This window comes from Agromyces albus, assembly GCF_030815405.1.
GTDB classification, from domain to species: Bacteria; Actinomycetota; Actinomycetes; order Actinomycetales; family Microbacteriaceae; genus Agromyces; species Agromyces albus_A.
This window is the reverse complement of record NZ_JAUSWX010000001.1, coordinates 2,253,984-2,270,517: the sequence shown is the minus strand read 5'-3', so window position 1 is coordinate 2,270,517 and position 16,534 is coordinate 2,253,984. Positions and strand designations below refer to the sequence as shown.

The window sequence follows — 16,534 nt, the reverse complement described above, 5'->3', positions numbered from 1 at the left end:
GTGACGGACGCACCGATCGGAATCTTCGACTCCGGCGTCGGCGGTCTCACCGTCGCTCGGGCGGTGAAAGACCAACTGCCGAACGAGTCGATCCTCTACATCGGCGACCTCGAGCACTCGCCCTACGGCCCGAAGAAGATTGCCGACGTGCGCGGCTACGCGCTCGCCGTGCTCGACGACCTCGTGGCGCAGGGCGTGAAGATGCTCGTCATCGCGTGCAACACGGCGTCGGCGGCGATGCTCCGCGACGCCCGTGAACGCTACGACGTGCCCGTCGTCGAGGTCATCCAGCCGGCGGTACGCCGCGCCGTGTCTGCCACCAGGCGCGGGCGCGTGGGCGTGATCGGCACCGAGGGCACGATCGGCTCGCGCGCCTACGACGACGCGTTCGCCGCGGCCCCGCACCTCGAGCTGTTCTCGGCTGCATGCCCCCGATTCGTCGAGTTCGTCGAGGCCGGCGTCACCACGGGCGACGAATTGCTCGCCGTGGCCGCGGAGTACCTCGCGCCGCTCCGCACGGCGGACATCGACACCCTCGTGCTCGGGTGCACGCACTATCCGTTCCTGAAGGGCGCGATCTCCTACGTCATGGGCGAGGACGTCACGCTCGTCTCGAGCGACGTCGAGACGGCGAACGACGTGTACCGCGTGCTCGTGAGCACCGGCATGGAGCGCCGCGCCGCGCTGCCGCCCACCTACCGCTACGAGGCGACGGGGCACTCCACGAGCGACTTCCTCGACCTCGCCCACCGCCTCATCGGCCCCGAGATCCCGAGCGTCGAGCTCGTGGAGACCGGCGCCGTGACCCTTCCCGACCACGCACAGCTTCGACAGGAGATCCGATGACCGAGGCATCCGAGACAATCACGCCCACCACCGCCGTTCGCGCCGATGGCCGTACCGCCGACGAACTGCGGGTGGTGACGATCGAGCGGGGCTGGAGCGACCACGCCGAGGGGAGCGCGCTCGTCTCGTTCGGCCGCACGAAGGTGCTGTGCACGGCGTCGTTCACGAACGGCGTGCCGCGCTGGATGTCGGGCAAGGGCAGGGGCTGGGTCACCGCCGAGTACGCGATGCTGCCCCGAGCGACGAACACGCGCAACGACCGCGAGTCGGTGAAGGGACGCATCGGCGGCCGCACGCACGAGATCAGCCGGCTCATCGGCCGGAGTCTGCGCGCCGTCGTCGACACCAAGGGCCTTGGCGAGAACACCATCCAGATCGACTGCGACGTGCTGCAAGCAGATGGCGGCACGCGCACCGCGGCGATCACGGGCGCCTACGTCGCCCTCGCCGACGCGATCGAGTGGGCGCGAGACAAGAAGTTCATCGGCCAGCGCGCGAAGCCGCTCATCGACACCGTGTCGGCGGTCTCCGTGGGCATCATCGACGGCGTGCCGATGCTCGACCTCGCCTACGTCGAAGACGTGCGCGCCGAGACCGACATGAACGTCGTGGCCACCGGGCGTGGGCTCTTCGTCGAGGTTCAAGGCACTGCCGAGGGCGCACCGTTCGATCGGCGCGAGCTCGACTCGCTGCTCGACCTCGCGCTCGCCGGCACCGCCGAGCTCACCCGCATCCAGCAGTCCGTGCTCGCCGACGTCACTGAAGGGGCGCAGGCATGAGCCTCGAATTCGTGTTGGCAACGCACAACCCGAAGAAGGTGCGCGAGTTCCAGCGAATCATCGGCGAGCGGATGCCGCAGGCCGTCGTGCACCCGTACGAGGGGCCGGAGCCCGTGGAGGACGGTGTCACGTTCGCGGAGAACGCGGTCATCAAGGCCCGTGCGGCTGCCGCGCACAGCGGTCGCATCGCACTGGCCGACGATTCCGGCATCGTCGTCGACGTGCTCGGGGCCGCGCCGGGCATCTTCTCGTCCCGCTGGGCCGGTCACGCCGGCAGCGATGAGGCGAACGTGCGGTTGCTGCTCGACCAGCTCGCCGACATCCGACGGCCGAATCGCGGCGCCGAGTTCCGGTGCACGATTGCGCTCGTGGTGCCCGAGGCGCTGTTGCCCGGCGGACACGAGTTCGTCGCCGAGGGGCGATGGCGCGGCAACCTCGCCTACGAGCCGCGAGGGTCGCACGGCTTCGGCTACGACCCGATCTTCGAGCCCGAAGGGCTCGAGGTCACCTCGGCGGAGCTCGCCCCCGCGGAGAAGGACGCCCGGAGTCACCGGGCGCAGGCGTTCACCGAGCTCCTGCCCGAGCTCGAGCGCGTCAGCGCCCGCATCGGCGGCTGAGTGCAACCGGCCGCGGCAACTGGTCAGTCCTTGAGAGTGCTGACGCTGACTTCGAATTCCTCCACAGCGAGGATCTGCGTATTCTGCGCAGCGCTGGCCTCTGTCCGGATCCTATTCGCCGTCTCCCGGCTCGCGGCCATGGCTTCCTCGGTTTCCCAGAGCGTGATGGACAGGTCTTTACCGGCTCCCTTCCCGTGCAAGTAGTAGATCCCGCGGCATCCCGACATCTCGAGTGCGCGGTTGATGATGTCTTCCGATGGGGCGTCCGAGGGAGTTTCCGGACCGGTTTCGTAGGTGCTGACTCTGGCGAACATCGTCGTTCCTCCGATGGTTTCACTGGAGCCCGTTTGCCGACTCGAGAAGCACCCTTGAGCGGACTGTTTCGTCCGGGCCATCGGGTGCGGCACAACAAATTGCCACCGGGTGGTGCGGCTCCTTCCACCAGTAAGGACCCGATCGCATCCGTGCGCAAGACCCGAACGGGATTGCGAAAGTCGAGGTGGGTCGGCGGGTCGTCGAACGCGAAGGGCTGAGAACGCGACTCATTCCTATCTGGCCTCGATCGGCTCATCCCGACCTACGCTGAGAGGGATGGCACACTCACACGACCACGCGCACGCGCATGCGCAGACCACGAACCGCACCCGGCTCTGGGTCGCGATCGCGATCATCGGCGCGTTCCTCGTCGTGCAGCTGATCGGCGCAGCTGTGAGCGGCTCGCTCGCCCTGCTCGCCGACGCGGGCCACATGGCGAGCGATCTCATCGGCCTCGTCGTCGCCCTCGTCGCCGCCGTCGTGGCGGCACGCCCCGCGACCGATCGCCAGACCTACGGCTACCGTCGCGCCGAGGTGTTCGGCGCGCTCGTGAACGGCGTCATCCTCGTGGTCGTCGCCGTTTCGGTCACCGCCAGTGCGATCGGGCGGCTGGCGACGGGCGCCGGGGGAGCGGCGCACGAGGTGCAGGGTGTGCCGATGCTCGTCGTGGCGGCCATCGGACTCGGCGCGAACATCGCCGCGATGCTCGTGCTCCGCGGCGGGGCGAAGGACTCGATCAACCTGCGAGGCGCCTATCTCGAGGTCTTCGGCGACATGGTGGGGTCGCTCCTCGTCATCGCCGCCGCCGTCGTGATCGTGCTCACGGGCTTCGACGCGGCCGACCCGATCGCGTCGCTCCTGATCGCGGCGCTCATCGTGCCACGTGCCGTGGTGCTGCTGCGCGACGTCGTGCGGGTGCTCTTCGAGTCGGCGCCGGCCGACACCGATGTCGCCGAGATCCGCGAGCACATCCTCGAGACGAACGGGGTGGTGGCCGTGCATGACGTGCACGTGTGGGCGATCACGTCAGGCTCCCACGTGTTCAGCGCCCACGTCGAGGTGGAGCCCGAGGTCTTCGCCTCAGGCCGCACCGGGGAGCTGCTCGATGAGCTCGGCCGATGCCTCGACGCGCACTTCGACGTCGCGCACTCGACGTTCCAGCTGGAGCCCGCGGGGCGGGCCGAACACGAGCAGTCGCAGCATCCGTGATGCTGTGACCGGAGGTGCGTTCAGTGCTCGTCGGCCCGGCGCTCGAAGATCTTCGGGTCGAGCGCGAGATGCTCGGCCTCGTTCTCGTCGGTGGTGACGTCTTCGCCCGCGGCGGCGGCCTTCTTCGCCTTGTGGCGCTCGCTGAAGTAGTGCCAGAGCGTGATGAGCGCCGTGCCGCCCACCGCGACGAGCAGGATGATGTCGATGTACTCGCGCACGATGAACGCGACCGGCGGAATGAAGCTGACGACGAAACCGAGCATCGTGAGGCCGAAGCCCCAGATCAGGGCGCCGATGAAGTTGTAGAGCGAGTACCGCCGGCGCTTCATGTGGCCGACGCCCGCGGCGACGGGGGCGAAGGTACGGACGATCGGCACGAAGCGCGCGAGGATGATCGTGAGCCCACCGAACCGCTCGAAGAACGCGTTCGTGCGTTCGACGTTCTTGACGCTGAAGACCCCGCTCTCCTTGCGCTCGAACACCTTCGGCCCGCCACGGTGCCCGATCTCGTAACCGACCTCGCCGCCCGCGAACGCCGCGAGCCCGATGAGGATCGACACGAGCCAGACGTTCACGCCGAACACGCCGTTCGGCGGCACCAGTTCGGGGTTCGAGAGCAGACCGGAGATGACGAGCAGCGTGTCGCCCGGCAGGAGGAAGCCGACGAGCAGGCCGGTCTCGGCGAAGACGATGAAGCAGACCACCAGAAGCGCCCAGGGGCCGGCCGACGCGATGATCGTCTCGGGGTCGAGCCACGGGATGAGGGCGGTGTGGATCACGGGAAGAGGCTCCTGTCGTCGGACGCGGCGGATGCCGGGTCATCAGGCGTCGTGGTGTCGTTGAAGTCTACCCAGCGGTTGCCTCGGCCGGCCGAGCGCGGGCGACGAATCATCCGCGAGGATGACGCCCGCCCGCGGCATCCGTCGCTCAGCCCGCCAGCTCCTCGAAGACGGCGCCGTTCAAGCGGAACGATGCCCGCACCTCGTCGATGAGCACCTCGATCTGCTCGGGCGAGAGTGCGAGGTCGTTCATCGCCTCGCGGTAGCGGCGCTTGTAGCGCTCGGCGCTGCGCTCGGCGACGTCGAACCGGGAGAAGGCGAGTTGATCGGGCGTGGCGCTGTAGTGCCGCGCGACGAGCTTGGCGATCGCCTGGCCGCCCGAGAGGTCGCCGAGGTAGCGCGTGTAATGGTGTGCGAGGTAGCGCACGTCGTCGCGCTGGATCTCGCGCAGGTGCGATGCGTACGCGGCCGTCGCGGGCAGCGGCGGGTGGGCCGCCCGCCAGTCGGATGCCCCGAGTTCGGCCAGGTCGGCGTCGATCGCGGCCATGCGCGCGAGTGCCGGATCGAAGACGGCGGGGTCGCCCTCACGGCTGCCGCGTTCCTCGAGGGCCTCGTACACCCACGCGAGCTGCGCGAGATAGCGCGTGTACTCGGCAAGTGAGAGGGCGCTCGAAGCGTGGGCGGTAGTGCGAGCCGCGATTCGTGGCACTCTGGCAGGCGCCTCATTGCCCGCGGAGCCGGTCGATCTCGTCGCGGTTCAACTCGGCGGCACGCGAGAAGAGCTCGTTGGCGAACGCGACCTGTTCGTCGCTCAGGGTTTCGAGGTAGTCGTTCCAGCGGGCGCCGACCCGGCCGTAGACCTCGCCGAAGCGTTCGAGGATCGCGCCGGCGTTCGCCGTGACGATGACCCGGCGGCGATCGTTCGGGTCTCGTTCGCGGGTGACGAAGCCGGCCCGCTCGAGTCGATCGATCGCGGTGGTGATGCCTCCGCCGGCGGTGAGCCCGGCGCGGTCGGCGAGCTCACCCGGCGTCGCGGGGCCCTGGCTCATGAGGAGGCTCGCGCACTGCAGGTCGGTGCTGTTCAGGCCTCCCCATTTCGCGACCGCCTCCTGGAAGAGCACGGCGCGAGCCATGAACTCGCGCATCACCTCGCCGGCGCGCTCGATCTCTCGATCGCGCGTTGACTTCTCGGCCATCCGCTCGTATTCTCTCTACTATCGAGAGACTCTATGATCGAGAGTCTCGCTTCAGTGTACTCAAGGAGCATCCCATGTCACGGGCCCTCATCATCGGAAGCGGAGTCGCCGGCCCCGCCGTCGCTCTCTTCCTCCATCGCGCCGGCTGGCAGGTCGAGATCTTCGAAGCCGCCGAACAACCCGACGAGTACGCGGGACTGTTCCTCAATGTCGCAAGCAACGGGCTCGCCGTGCTGGAGCACCTCGGGCTGCGCGAGCGGCTCGTCAGCGGGGGGCACCGCTCGCCGCACATGGCCATGTGGTCGAGCACCGGGAAGCAGCTCGGCACGGTGCCGAACGGCCCCGCCCGCGACCCCGAGCGCGGCGGCGTCGTCGTGCGCCGCGGCATCCTGCATCGCGTGCTGCGCGAGGCCGTGCAGGAGGCCGGCATCCCGATCACCTTCGGGGCGCGCCTCGAATCCATTCAGGAGACGGATGCCGCGGTGCACGCGATGTTCGCCGACGGCCGCACCGCGACCGGCGACCTCCTCATCGGCGCCGACGGCATCGGCTCGCCCACCCGCCGGCACATCGACCCGGCCGCCCCGGCACCCGAGTACAGCGGACTCGTCGGCCTCGGCGGGTTCGCCCACGTGCCAGGACTCGCGCCGACGCCCGAGACACAGCACATGGTCTTCGGCCGCCGCTCCTTCTTCGGCTACCTCGTGCGCGACGGCGGCGAGGTGTACTGGTTCGCGAACATCACGCACCCGGCGACCGACCGCGCTGCGCTGCGAACGGTGACCGCGGGGGAGTGGCTCGCGGAGCTGCGCGAGCTGCACGCCGACGATCCGTATCCCGTGCCGCAGATCCTCGAGCACGCGAGCGGCGAGGTGGGCGGCTACCCGATAGACGACCTCGCGCACGTGCCGCACTGGAGCCGCGGCCGGGTCGTGGCGGTCGGCGATGCCGTGCACGCCATCTCGCCGAGCGCCGGCCAGGGGGCATCCCTCGCCCTCGAAGATGCCGTCACCCTCGCGCGGTGCCTGCGCGACGAACCCGATCACATCGGCGCGTTCGCCGAGTACCAGCACGTGCGCCAGCCGCGCGCCGAAGCGGTCGTGGGTTATGCCCGCGCCATCAACAAGCAGAAGCGGGTGACGACGTCGCGGCTCGGCATCGCCATCCGCGACGCCATGCTGCCGATGTTCCTGAAGAAGGCGCGCGACGACACCCGCAACGACTGGCTCTACAACCACGAGATCACGTGGAGTGAGCCCGCTGTCGGGGGTCGGGGATAGCGTCGATCGCATGAAGTACGGGTTCATCTTCACCGGCACGGATCCGAACCTGGCGGTCGAGCTCGCGCCGCTCGCCGAGGCATCCGGTTGGGACGCCTTCTTCGTGTGGGAGGGCATCTGGGCGACCGATCCGTGGGCGACGCTCGCGGCCGCGGCGATGGTGACCGACCGCATCCGGCTCGGCACCATGCTCACGCCCGTGCCGCGTCGGCGCCCGTGGGAGCTCGCCGGGCAGACGATGACGGTCGACCGGCTCTCGAACGGCCGGGTCATCCTCTCTGCGGGGCTCGGCGTGCCGGCCGAGGTCGAGCAGCGCTTCTGGATCTTCGAAGACGACCCCGGCCGCAAGGTGCGCGCCGAGCTCCTCGACGAGGGACTCGAGCTCCTGCAGCCCCTCTGGCGCGGCGAGCCGTTCGAGTACGAGGGTGAGCACTACCACGCGCACCGCACCGACTCGATGCTGCCGCCCGCCATCGTCCAGGAACCGCGCATCACCACGTGGGTCGTCGGCGTGTGGCCGCGCAAGCGCTCGATGCGCCGCGTCGCCCGCTACGACGGCTGGATTCCGAACTACGCACCGCCCGAAGCCGACGGCATCGACCCGCTCCTGCAACAGCGAACCTACACGCCCGAGATCGCCGCCGAGGCGGCCGCGTGGATCCGCGCCGAACGCGAGCAGGCCGGCCTCGGCGACGCCCCGTTCGACGTCGTGCAGGAGGGCGCCACGAGCGGCACCGATGCCGAAGCGGACGCCGCGATCGTGCGCCCATGGGCCGACGCGGGCGCCACGTGGTGGCTCGAATCCGACTGGAGCGTGCCCGCCCACCGGGTCGCCGACTACGCCCGCGACCGCGTGCGCGCCGGGCCGCCGCGCGCGTGACGAGCGGCGGCGGCTTCGTAATGCCTATTCGAGGTTGTCGACGGGCGTTGTGTCGTCCATCGGATCGCCCTCGCTCGCGCTCGTCACCTCGGTGCCGTCCTCAGGCTTCGTACCGGCCGCCGCCGCGCGCCGGTCGGCTTCGGCCGAGGTGAGCAGATCCTCGTTGTCCAGATCCGGATCGAGCGGTGCGTCAGCGTCGCGGTCGAGGTGCGTCTGCGGTTCCTCGATCGGGTCGACGAAATCAGCCATGATCACGTTCCTCTCGTGACACGTACATACCACTGGTGGCACGAACGTATCTCGACGGGCCGCCGACCGACAGAGGCTTGCGCTGCGCCTGATTCATGCCGTCGTGCCCTGGGTTGCGCGGAACGAGCGGGCCTCAGCGACGGCGGTACTCGACCTCGGGCCGGCCGGGGGTTCCGTAGCGGCCCGCTCGTTCGACGATGCCGGTGTCGGCGAGGTGCTCCAGGTAACGGCGAGCGGTGACGCGAGAGAGGTCGAGCTCGGCGGCGAGCTCGGCGGCCGACATCGCGCCGGCGGGGGAGTCGCGCACGGCGACGCGCACCCGATCGAGGGTCTCGCGCGTGAGGCCCTTGGGGAGGTCGGCGCTCGATGAGGTGCGAAGCGCCGCGAACGAGGCATCCACCTCCTGCTGGTCGGTGACGACGGCGGAACCAACGCGTCCGTGGTAGTCGCGGTAGGCCTGCAGCTTCTCGGCGAAGGCCGCGAAGTTGAACGGCTTGATGAGATATTGCACGATGCCGAGTGAGACGGCCGAGCGCACGACCGCGGCGTCGCGCACCGCGGTGACGGCGATCACGTCGATCTCGATGCCCGACGCACGGAGCGAGCGGCACAGGTCGATGCCCGTCGTGTCGGGCAGGTTCACGTCGAGGAGGATGAGGTCGATCGGGGGAATGCGGCCTTCCCTCGAGTCGCGGAGCAGCCGGATCGCCTCGTGGCCCGTGTGCGCGATGCCGGCGACGGTGAATCCGTCGACCCGCGCGAGGTAGGCGGCGTGCGCATCTGCGGTGACGGGCTCGTCTTCGACGACGAGCACCCGGATCGGTTGAGACACGTGCGGCTCAGACATCCGGAACCTCCTGCGCTGCGGCAGCCGGCGCCGATGACGGCGTGGTGACCGGAAGCGTCACCTCGAACGTCGACCCGTGCACGCCGATGCGGCCGCCGAGACGCACGACGGTCTGCCGCACGAGCGCGAGCCCGATGCCGTGCCCCGCCGCTCGCTTCGTGGTGACGCCGAGATCGAAGACGCGATCGGCATCGGCGGGCCCGCCACCGCTGTCGCTCACCGCGATGCGCAGTTCGCCGGCCATCAGCTCGACGGCGACGTCGACGCGAGGCGTCGGGGTCGCCGCCGCCGCGTCGAGCGCGTTGTCGATGAGGTTGCCGACGATCGTGATGAGGTCGCGAGCGGGCACCGACGTCGCCTCGAGCCGGGCGGGCAGGTCGATGTCGAACGCGATGCCGCGTTCGCTGGCCTGCGCGGCCTTGCCGAGCAGCAGCGCGAGGAGCACGGGTTCCTCGACGGCCGACAGCAGGCGGTCGGCGAGCGCCTGGCTGAGGGCGAGCTCAGAGCTCGCGAGGGCCGCGGCATCCGCTGCCCGATCGAGTTCGATGAGCGCGATGATCGTGTGCAGCCGGTTCGCGAACTCGTGCGCTTGCGAGCGGAGCGCATCGGAGAGCGTCGTCATCGTCTCGAGCTCGCCGGTGAGCTCCTGCAGCTCGGTGTGGTCGCGGAGAGTCGTCACGGATCCGATGAGGCCGCCGCCCCGACCGCGTTCCTGCGAGACGATGACGTCGCGATCGATCACGAGCACGTGCGTCGGGGTGATCGCGATCTCGTCGACGACCGCGTCACTGCGCCCGAACACCTCGGCGACGGCGGGCGGAAGGTCGAGATCGGCGAGCGGGACCACGTGGCCCGGATCCCGGCGCTCGCGCCGCGGCAACCCCAGCAGTTCGGCGGCGCGGTCGTTGTAGAGCACGATCGCGTTCGACCGGTCCTGCAGCACGAGGCCCTCGCCGATGGAGTGCAGCACGCCCTCGTAGTACGAGAACATGCGGCTCATCTCCTCTGCGCCGCGCCCCCACGTGACGCGCCGCAGGTACCGGCTGAGGAGCCACGCGATGACCGCCCCGATGCCGGTCATCGCGAGGGCCGCGCCGATGACGGTCGCGACGCGGCCGCCGAGCGCGACCTCGGTGTTCGAGACGGTGACGCCGACGGCGACGAGCGCGATCACGTCACCCGCATCGGTCTCGACCGGCACGACCGCTCGCACCGACGGGCCGAGGGTGCCGGTGTACGTCTCCGTGAACGCGTCGCCCTCGAGGGCGCGGTCGATGTTGCCGAGGAACTCCTTGCCGATCTGCGCGGGGTCTGGATGCGTGTAGCGGGTGCGGTCGGGCGCCATGATCGTGATGAAGTCCACGCCGGCGTCGGCCATCACCTCGACCGCATACGGCTGCAGGCGAGCCGTCGGATCGCCTGTGCCGAGGGAGGTCTCGACGAACGGGTCGGCGGCGAGGGTCTCGGCCACCGCGAGGCTCTTCGCGGCGGCATCCCGCTCGACGTCGGTACGGGCGTCGGCCCAGATCCAGACGACGGCGAGCGTCGCGAGCGCCACGATCATCACGAGCTGGAGGGCGAAGAGCTTCGCGGCGATGCTCCAGTCCCGGATCCACTGCTTCATTCTCACCTCGCAACGCTGCCCGTCATCACTCTAGACAGGCGGAGGCGGGCGTGCACCGCGAACAGTATGAACACAAGCGGATGCCGCGGCATCCGTCATCGCATCCTTGGTCGATACCCCGCAGTTCGTCGCCGACCGGCGATGACGACCAAGGAAGGCAAGGGACGGCAATGGCGCTCCAGTCTCGCACCGAGGGCACGAAGCCCCGGCGGAGGATCGACTCCTCCCACTACCTCTACATCGCGGTCATCGTGGCCGTGCTCGCCGGTATCACGGTGGGACTCGTCGTTCCCGAGTTCGCGGTCGGCTTGAAGCCGATCGGCGACGCGTTCGTGCTGCTCATCAAGATGATGATCGCCCCGATCATCTTCTGCACGATCGTGCTCGGCGTCGGATCGATCGCGAAAGCGGCGACCGTCGGCAAGGTCGGCGGCCTGGCACTGCTGTACTTCATGGTCATGTCGACCTTCGCGCTCGGCATCGGCCTCGTCGTCGGCAACATCATCCACCCGGGTGAGGGCCTCAACATCACCGGCGCCTCGTACGACACGAGCACGCTCGAGCCGAAGACCACGACCGAGTTCCTCCTCGGGATCATCCCCGTGTCGATGCTGTCCTCGCTCACCGATGGCAACATCCTGCAGGTGCTGTTCGTGGCGCTGCTCGTCGGCTTCGCCCTGCAGAGGATGGGATCGAAGGGCACGCCGATCCTCGGAGCGATCCGCCACATCCAGGCTCTGGTGTTCCGCATCCTCGCGATGATCATGTGGGTTGCACCGATCGGTGCGTTCGGCGCGATCGCCGCGGTCGTGGGCAACACGGGCATCGCGGCCGTCATCAGCCTCGGCACCCTCATGATCGCCTTCTACATCACGTGCGCGATCTTCATCGTGGGCGTGCTCGGATCGCTCCTGTGGGCCGTCGCCCGGGTCAACATCTTCCGCATGATGAAGTACCTCGGTCGCGAGTACCTCCTCATCGTGTCGACGTCGTCGAGCGAGGTCGCCCTGCCGCGCCTCATCGCGAAGATGGAGCACGTGGGCGTCTCGAAGTCGGTCGCGGGCATCACCGTGCCGACGGGCTACTCGTTCAACCTCGACGGCACCGCGATCTACCTCACGATGGCCTCGCTGTTCATCGCGAGCGCCATGGGCACGCCGCTCTCGATCGGCGAGCAGATCGGCTTGCTGCTCTTCATGATCGTCGCCTCGAAGGGTGCCGCCGGCGTCACCGGCGCGGGCCTCGCGACGCTCGCCGGCGGTCTGCAGGCCCACCGCCCCGACCTCGTCGACGGCGTCGGCGTGATCGTGGGCATCGACCGCTTCATGTCCGAGGCACGCGCGCTCACGAACTTCACCGGCAACGCCGTCGCGACGCTGCTCGTGGGCACATGGACGAAGCAACTCGATCGCGAGCAGCTGACGAGCGTGCTCGCCGGCGACCGGCCGTTCGACGAGTCGACGATGAGCGTCGACGACCACCTCTCGCCCGACGAGCAGGCCGAGCTCGAGCGCGAGGAGCGCCCGTCGACCGAGGCGATCGCCGCGATCGTGGGTGACCTGGAGCAGGAGAAGGCTGGGCAGGCCAGTGGCCGCTGAGTCAGCCGTCACGGCCCCGACGGGCACCGCATCCGCGGTGCCCGTCGGGCTCGCCCGTTCGTGGCTGCTCGTGCCGGGCTCCGTGCCCGACCTCGCAGACCGCGTCGCGACATCCGCCGCCGATGTGGTGATCGTCGATCTCGAAGACGGCGTCGCGGGCGCCGACAAGGGTCGCGCACGTCGTGCCCTCGTCGCGGCCGCCGATTCAGGGCTGCGCCCCTGGGTGCGCATCGGCGATGCGGCATCCGATGAGTGGCGAACGGATGTCGCGCTGATCCGCGGTCGCGGCAGCGAGCTCGTCACGGGCGTCATGCTCGCGAAGGTCGAGGCGCCAGACCACGTGCGTCGCACGTTGGACGCCCTCGATGACGAGCTGCCGATCGTCGCCTTGGTCGAGAGCGCGCGCGGCGTCGAAGCGGCGCTCGACATCGCCCAGGCTCCCGGCGTGAGCCGGCTCGCGTTCGGCAGCGGCGACTTCCGCCGCGACACCGGCGCGGCCGACGACCCGCTCGCGCTGCTCTATGCGCGGTCGCGCCTCGTGAGCACGAGTCGTGCAGCGGGCCTGCCCGGCCCGATCGACGGACCCACCGTGCCACGCGACCCCTCGGTGCTCGGGCGCGCCTCACGGCATGCAGCATCCCTCGGCATGACCGGCCGGCTCTGCCTCCGCGAGGAGCAGGTCGCCGCGGTGAACACGGCACTCAGCCCCTCTGGCGACGAGCTCGCGTGGGCCCTCGACGTGCTCGAGACACTCGAGCGCCACGGCATCCGCGACGGCAGCGACCTGCCCCGCATCGCGCGCGCTCGCGCCATCTGCAGTGCTGCCGAGGCGTTCAGCATCGAAGCGGATGCCGCGACGGTGCACGTCTCCGACTACGTGGACTGACAAGGAGCCGCCGACAGCCGCTGACGTGGACACCGTCGGTGCTTCCCTCGGTGATTTCCTCGCTGCGCGGGCCGCGCAGCCGACGCGCTATCGAGTGCGGAAGGTGGGACTTGAACCCACACGCCCGAAGGCACAGGAACCTAAATCCTGCGTGTCTGCCGATTTCACCACTCCCGCGCGTGCCCGATCAGTCTAGGCGCTGACCCGCTCGAGCCGTCGGTGAGTGCGTGCCTTCAGCGGTTGCCGAGTCGTGTCAGGGAGCGGGAACCAGGATGTCGCGCACGAGCGCCTCGAGCGCGGCATCCGCTTCGAGGAACTGGCGCAGGGTGCGCCGCGTGGCACCGAAGTCCGCGAACTCGTCGACGGTCATGCCGTCGGGCTCGTAGGCGCGGCGGAACTCGGGCACCTTCGCGAGGAGGATGGCGATGGTCTCGGGGTCGACAGGATGATCGATGCGGTGCTCGACGGGGATCCGGTTCTCGTTGATGCGCACCTGCCAGTCGAACGGCGGCGACACCACGAGGTCGCCTCCGATGAGCTCGGACCACTGCAGGTGGTTGCGGAACGCCGCGGACAGCACGCGCGAACGATAGCCGCGCTCGACGAAGAGATGATGGGCCCGCTTGAGTGCGGCGACGCCCGCCCACTCGAGGTGACCCGGATCGATGAGCACGCGATGGCGCTCGACCCAGGTCTTGAGCCAGTCGTCGAGCCGGCCGCCCATGATCGTGACGACCGACCCGAACTCGCGCTCGGGCAACCCTGCGGCGTTGCGGCGGTCGAATCCACGCTCGATCGCCTCGGCCACTGCCAGGGCCTGCGGCACGGTGAACGAGACGGTGGCGTTGATGCTCACGCCCTGGAATGTCGCCTCCTCGATCGCGCGGATGCCGACGGCGGTGGCTGGGATCTTCACGATGATGTTCTCCGCCAGGCCGGCGAAGCGAACGGCTTGGGCCACGAGTGCGGCCTCGTCGCGGTGAAGGCGCGGATCGGTTTGGATCGAGAGGCGCCCGTTCCGGCCACCGCTGCGACGGAACTCGGGCTCGAGCAGTCGGGCCGCTGCGATGGAGAGCTCCTCGACGACCATCCAGCCGAGCTCCGACTCGCCGGCGGTCGGATGCTGCGCCGCCAGCTGTTCGATCCGCGGCACCCACGTGTCGAGATCATTGCGAATCGCGGTGAGCGCGATCACGGGGTTGCAGGTGGCCCCGACCGCGCCGAACTCGATGGACCGGGCGAGCTCGCGCGGGTCTGCGGAGTCGTTCCAGAGGCTCGTGGGGGTCGTCTCGGCCGCGATCCGCAGGGGCATGGTTGCGGTCTCGGTGGTCGCTGCGTTGGTCATCGAGGTCCTCCGTGGTCGTCGTCGTCGGAGCACCGCTCATGCGTTCCGCGGCGGTGCGTTCTCTCACCGTACCTGAGATTCGTAAGAATGTCAGGACATTAGTCCAGAACCGCAGGCGCAGCCGAATCTGTCGCAGCGCCCGACCTGACATTTTTGCCAAATGGAAAGGCCTGCTAATGTCTTGACAACATGTTGCGATGGCCGCGACAGGGCGGGGACAAGCATGGCGGACGCGAATCACACACTCCCGGTCGATCTCTTCATCGACCTCGACCGCTCGGGTCCGATGCCGCTGTACTTCCAGATCTCCAGTCGCATCGAGGCGGCCATTCAGGACGGCAGGCTGCCCCCCGGGTCGCGACTCGAGAATGAGGTGGCACTCGGCAACCGGCTGGGACTCTCGCGGCCGACGATCCGCCGTGCCATCCAGGAGCTCGTCGACAAGGGCCTCCTCGTGCGCCGCCGCGGCATCGGCACACAAGTCGTGCACGGCAAGGTCAGCCGCAGCGTCGAGCTCACGAGCCTGTACGAAGACCTCGAGCGCTCCGGGCAGAAGCCCGAGACCCGGGTGCTCTCGATGGAGGTGGGCGAGGCCGATGACCGCATGGCCGAGGAACTCGGCGTCGATGCGGGCAGCCCCGTGCTGCACATCAAGCGCCTCCGCTCAGCCGGCAGCGTGCCGATCGCGATCCTCGACAACGTTCTGCCCGCCGACTTCACCGACATCGACCTCGGCGACCTCACGAAGCACGGGCTCTACCAGCTGTTGCGTGCCCGCGGCGTGACCATGCGCGTCGCCAAGCAGCGCATCGGCGCACGCGAGGCCACGGCGCAGGAGGCAGGACTGCTCGACATCCCCAAGGGTGCCGCCGTGCTGACCATGTCCCGCACGGCGTTCGACAACTCCGGCCGTGCCGTCGAGTGGGGCCAGCACTGCTATCGGCCCGACCTCTACTCGTTCGAGATGACGCTCGTCGAGCGCTGAACGGCTCCGCCAGGCGAGCCGACCCGGACGCAGGCGGGGCCGGCTGGGGGCGCGTGTCCCACGGGGCCGTCAGATGTCCGCCGGGGTCCAGTCCGCCGGCTCCCTGATGATGATCGAGCGCATGAGCTCGGCGGAGCGTCGTACTCCTTCGACTGCGCCGACGAGGATGTCCTCGTGCTCGATGTTCAGCGGCCCGTCGTAACCGACCGAACGAAGCGCGTAGACGAAGTCCGCCCAGAATGTGCTGCCACCGGGATGCCCGAGGCCGAGCGTGACGTAGTTCCAGGAGCGCAGTGTTGCTGCTGACGGCGGAAGTGTGTCGAGGATCCCGTTGACCGCAGTGTTGGACCGGTCGATGCGGGCGTCCTTGGCATGCACGTGAAAGATCGACGAACCGAGAGCCCTGACGACAGCGAGGATGTCTGCTCCCATCCACATCAGGTGAGAGGGGTCGAGATTCGCGCCCACCACGTCGTCGCCGACGAGGCCTTGGAGTCGCTGCATCGTTGCGACATTGAAGACCAGCTGCTGACCGTGCATCTCGACCGCGAGACGGACGTCGCGTTCCCTCGCGAATTGCGCGAGGTCGACCCAATACGGGATCGCCACGTCGTTCCATTGGTAGTCGAGGATCTCGAGGGTCTCAGGTGGCCACGACGTCGTGATCCAGTTGGGGCTCGACTCTCCCCGTGCGCCGGGAAGGCCCGACATCAGCACGACCGTCGGCACGCCGAGTTCTGATGCGACCGTGATCGAATCACGGACGACACGATCGTGCGCGGCGCCGGTCACCGGGTGCAATTGATTGCCGTTCGCGTTGAGCGCGCTGAGTGTCAGGCCGCGCGACTCGATCGAGGCGAGGAGGCGGCGACGCGCTCCGGCATCGCTCACGAGCTCTGTGAGGTCGGCGTGCGGGGACTCCGACCAGTTGCCGGTCGCGATCTCGACGGTGGCGAGGCCCATCTCGGCCGCGAGATCGAGAGCGACGTCGAGTGTGAACTTGCCGAGGGAGTCCGTGATGAGTCCGAGTTGCACAGGAGATCCGATCCGTTGTACGCCGTTGTCCACGAGTCGCCTCGGCGACACGCATCGATACTAG

The 16,534-nt window shown here is 69.0% G+C and carries 18 protein-coding genes and 1 tRNA gene; 9 read left to right on the top strand and 10 right to left on the bottom strand.

What is annotated here, in order from left to right; genetic code table 11:
• From murI to rdgB, 3 genes are read left to right on the top strand one after another with little or no spacing between them, the layout of a single operon-like run.
• Positions 1–846: a glutamate racemase gene (gene murI / locus QFZ29_RS10630; RefSeq protein ID WP_306894085.1), complete on the top strand. Its 846-nt coding sequence runs from the start codon at positions 1–3 to the stop codon at positions 844–846.
• Entirely contained in the window at positions 843–1,625 is a 783-nt protein-coding gene (gene rph, locus QFZ29_RS10625; protein WP_306894084.1) for a ribonuclease PH, read from the top strand. The genes murI and rph overlap by 4 nt, the downstream gene beginning before the upstream one ends.
• Positions 1,622–2,242, top strand: coding sequence for an RdgB/HAM1 family non-canonical purine NTP pyrophosphatase (rdgB, locus tag QFZ29_RS10620; protein ID WP_306894083.1), 621 nt, complete (start codon positions 1,622–1,624; stop codon positions 2,240–2,242). Before rph ends, rdgB begins: the two co-directional genes overlap by 4 nt.
• A 23-nt stretch (positions 2,243–2,265) precedes the next feature.
• Here the strand turns inward: rdgB and QFZ29_RS10615 are convergent, their stop codons facing one another.
• The gene (locus QFZ29_RS10615) at positions 2,266–2,556 is read right to left on the bottom strand and encodes a hypothetical protein (RefSeq protein WP_306894082.1); all 291 of its coding nucleotides are present in this window, start codon (positions 2,554–2,556) and stop codon (positions 2,266–2,268) included.
• A gap of 277 nt (positions 2,557–2,833) precedes the next feature.
• Here QFZ29_RS10615 and QFZ29_RS10610 point away from each other — a divergent pair, with 277 nt between their 5' ends.
• On the top strand, positions 2,834–3,766 hold the full coding sequence (locus QFZ29_RS10610; protein ID WP_306894081.1) for a cation diffusion facilitator family transporter: 933 nt from the start codon (positions 2,834–2,836) through the stop codon (positions 3,764–3,766).
• Positions 3,767–3,786: 20 nt separating this feature from the next.
• Here the strand turns inward: QFZ29_RS10610 and QFZ29_RS10605 are convergent, their stop codons facing one another.
• The 3 genes from QFZ29_RS10605 to QFZ29_RS10595 all read right to left on the bottom strand — a co-directional run bounded on the left by QFZ29_RS10605 (position 3,787) and on the right by QFZ29_RS10595 (position 5,741).
• The gene (locus QFZ29_RS10605) at positions 3,787–4,545 is read right to left on the bottom strand and encodes a DedA family protein (protein ID WP_373426203.1); all 759 of its coding nucleotides are present in this window, start codon (positions 4,543–4,545) and stop codon (positions 3,787–3,789) included.
• A 148-nt stretch (positions 4,546–4,693) separates the two neighbouring features.
• Positions 4,694–5,254, bottom strand: coding sequence for a biliverdin-producing heme oxygenase (locus QFZ29_RS10600; RefSeq protein WP_306894080.1), 561 nt, complete (start codon positions 5,252–5,254; stop codon positions 4,694–4,696).
• A gap of 13 nt (positions 5,255–5,267) precedes the next feature.
• The gene (locus QFZ29_RS10595) at positions 5,268–5,741 is read right to left on the bottom strand and encodes a MarR family winged helix-turn-helix transcriptional regulator (protein WP_306894079.1); all 474 of its coding nucleotides are present in this window, start codon (positions 5,739–5,741) and stop codon (positions 5,268–5,270) included.
• A gap of 74 nt (positions 5,742–5,815) precedes the next feature.
• Here QFZ29_RS10595 and QFZ29_RS10590 point away from each other — a divergent pair, with 74 nt between their 5' ends.
• Together QFZ29_RS10590 and QFZ29_RS10585 are read left to right on the top strand one after the other, a co-directional pair.
• Complete coding sequence (locus QFZ29_RS10590) at positions 5,816–7,021, top strand: FAD-dependent oxidoreductase (protein ID WP_306894078.1); 1,206 nt, start codon at positions 5,816–5,818, stop codon at positions 7,019–7,021.
• A 10-nt stretch (positions 7,022–7,031) separates the two neighbouring features.
• On the top strand, positions 7,032–7,901 hold the full coding sequence (locus QFZ29_RS10585) for an LLM class flavin-dependent oxidoreductase (RefSeq protein ID WP_306894077.1): 870 nt from the start codon (positions 7,032–7,034) through the stop codon (positions 7,899–7,901).
• Between the two features lie 24 nt (positions 7,902–7,925).
• Here the strand turns inward: QFZ29_RS10585 and QFZ29_RS10580 are convergent, their stop codons facing one another.
• The 3 genes from QFZ29_RS10580 to QFZ29_RS10570 all read right to left on the bottom strand — a co-directional run bounded on the left by QFZ29_RS10580 (position 7,926) and on the right by QFZ29_RS10570 (position 10,621).
• A complete protein-coding gene (locus QFZ29_RS10580) occupies positions 7,926–8,150 on the bottom strand; it encodes a hypothetical protein (protein WP_306894076.1) in 225 nt (74 codons plus the stop codon).
• Between the two features lie 133 nt (positions 8,151–8,283).
• Complete coding sequence (locus QFZ29_RS10575) at positions 8,284–8,997, bottom strand: response regulator (RefSeq protein WP_306894075.1); 714 nt, start codon at positions 8,995–8,997, stop codon at positions 8,284–8,286.
• Entirely contained in the window at positions 8,990–10,621 is a 1,632-nt protein-coding gene (locus tag QFZ29_RS10570) for an ATP-binding protein (protein ID WP_306894074.1), read from the bottom strand. Before QFZ29_RS10570 ends, QFZ29_RS10575 begins: the two co-directional genes overlap by 8 nt.
• A 170-nt stretch (positions 10,622–10,791) precedes the next feature.
• On the opposite strand from QFZ29_RS10570, the gene QFZ29_RS10565 reads away from it, so the two are divergent.
• Positions 10,792–12,219, top strand: coding sequence for a cation:dicarboxylate symporter family transporter (locus QFZ29_RS10565; protein WP_306894073.1), 1,428 nt, complete (start codon positions 10,792–10,794; stop codon positions 12,217–12,219).
• Complete coding sequence (locus QFZ29_RS10560) at positions 12,209–13,105, top strand: HpcH/HpaI aldolase/citrate lyase family protein (protein ID WP_306894072.1); 897 nt, start codon at positions 12,209–12,211, stop codon at positions 13,103–13,105. The genes QFZ29_RS10565 and QFZ29_RS10560 overlap by 11 nt, the downstream gene beginning before the upstream one ends.
• Positions 13,106–13,200: 95 nt before the next feature.
• On the opposite strand, the gene QFZ29_RS10555 is transcribed toward QFZ29_RS10560, so the two are convergent.
• Both QFZ29_RS10555 and QFZ29_RS10550 read right to left on the bottom strand, forming a co-directional pair.
• Positions 13,201–13,282 (bottom strand) — tRNA-Leu (locus QFZ29_RS10555).
• A 76-nt stretch (positions 13,283–13,358) separates the two neighbouring features.
• Positions 13,359–14,450, bottom strand: a complete 1,092-nt coding sequence (locus QFZ29_RS10550; protein WP_306894071.1) for a transaldolase family protein — start codon at positions 14,448–14,450, stop codon at positions 13,359–13,361.
• A gap of 223 nt (positions 14,451–14,673) precedes the next feature.
• Between QFZ29_RS10550 and QFZ29_RS10545 the strand changes: the two genes are divergently transcribed.
• Positions 14,674–15,435 carry a GntR family transcriptional regulator gene (locus QFZ29_RS10545; protein WP_306894070.1) on the top strand — a complete coding sequence of 254 codons (762 nt, stop codon included), beginning with the start codon at positions 14,674–14,676 and terminating at the stop codon, positions 15,433–15,435.
• A gap of 69 nt (positions 15,436–15,504) precedes the next feature.
• Here QFZ29_RS10545 and QFZ29_RS10540 read toward each other — a convergent pair whose 3' ends face one another.
• Positions 15,505–16,470, bottom strand: coding sequence for a sugar phosphate isomerase/epimerase family protein (locus QFZ29_RS10540; protein WP_306894069.1), 966 nt, complete (start codon positions 16,468–16,470; stop codon positions 15,505–15,507).
• Positions 16,471–16,534: the final 64 nt, after the last annotated feature.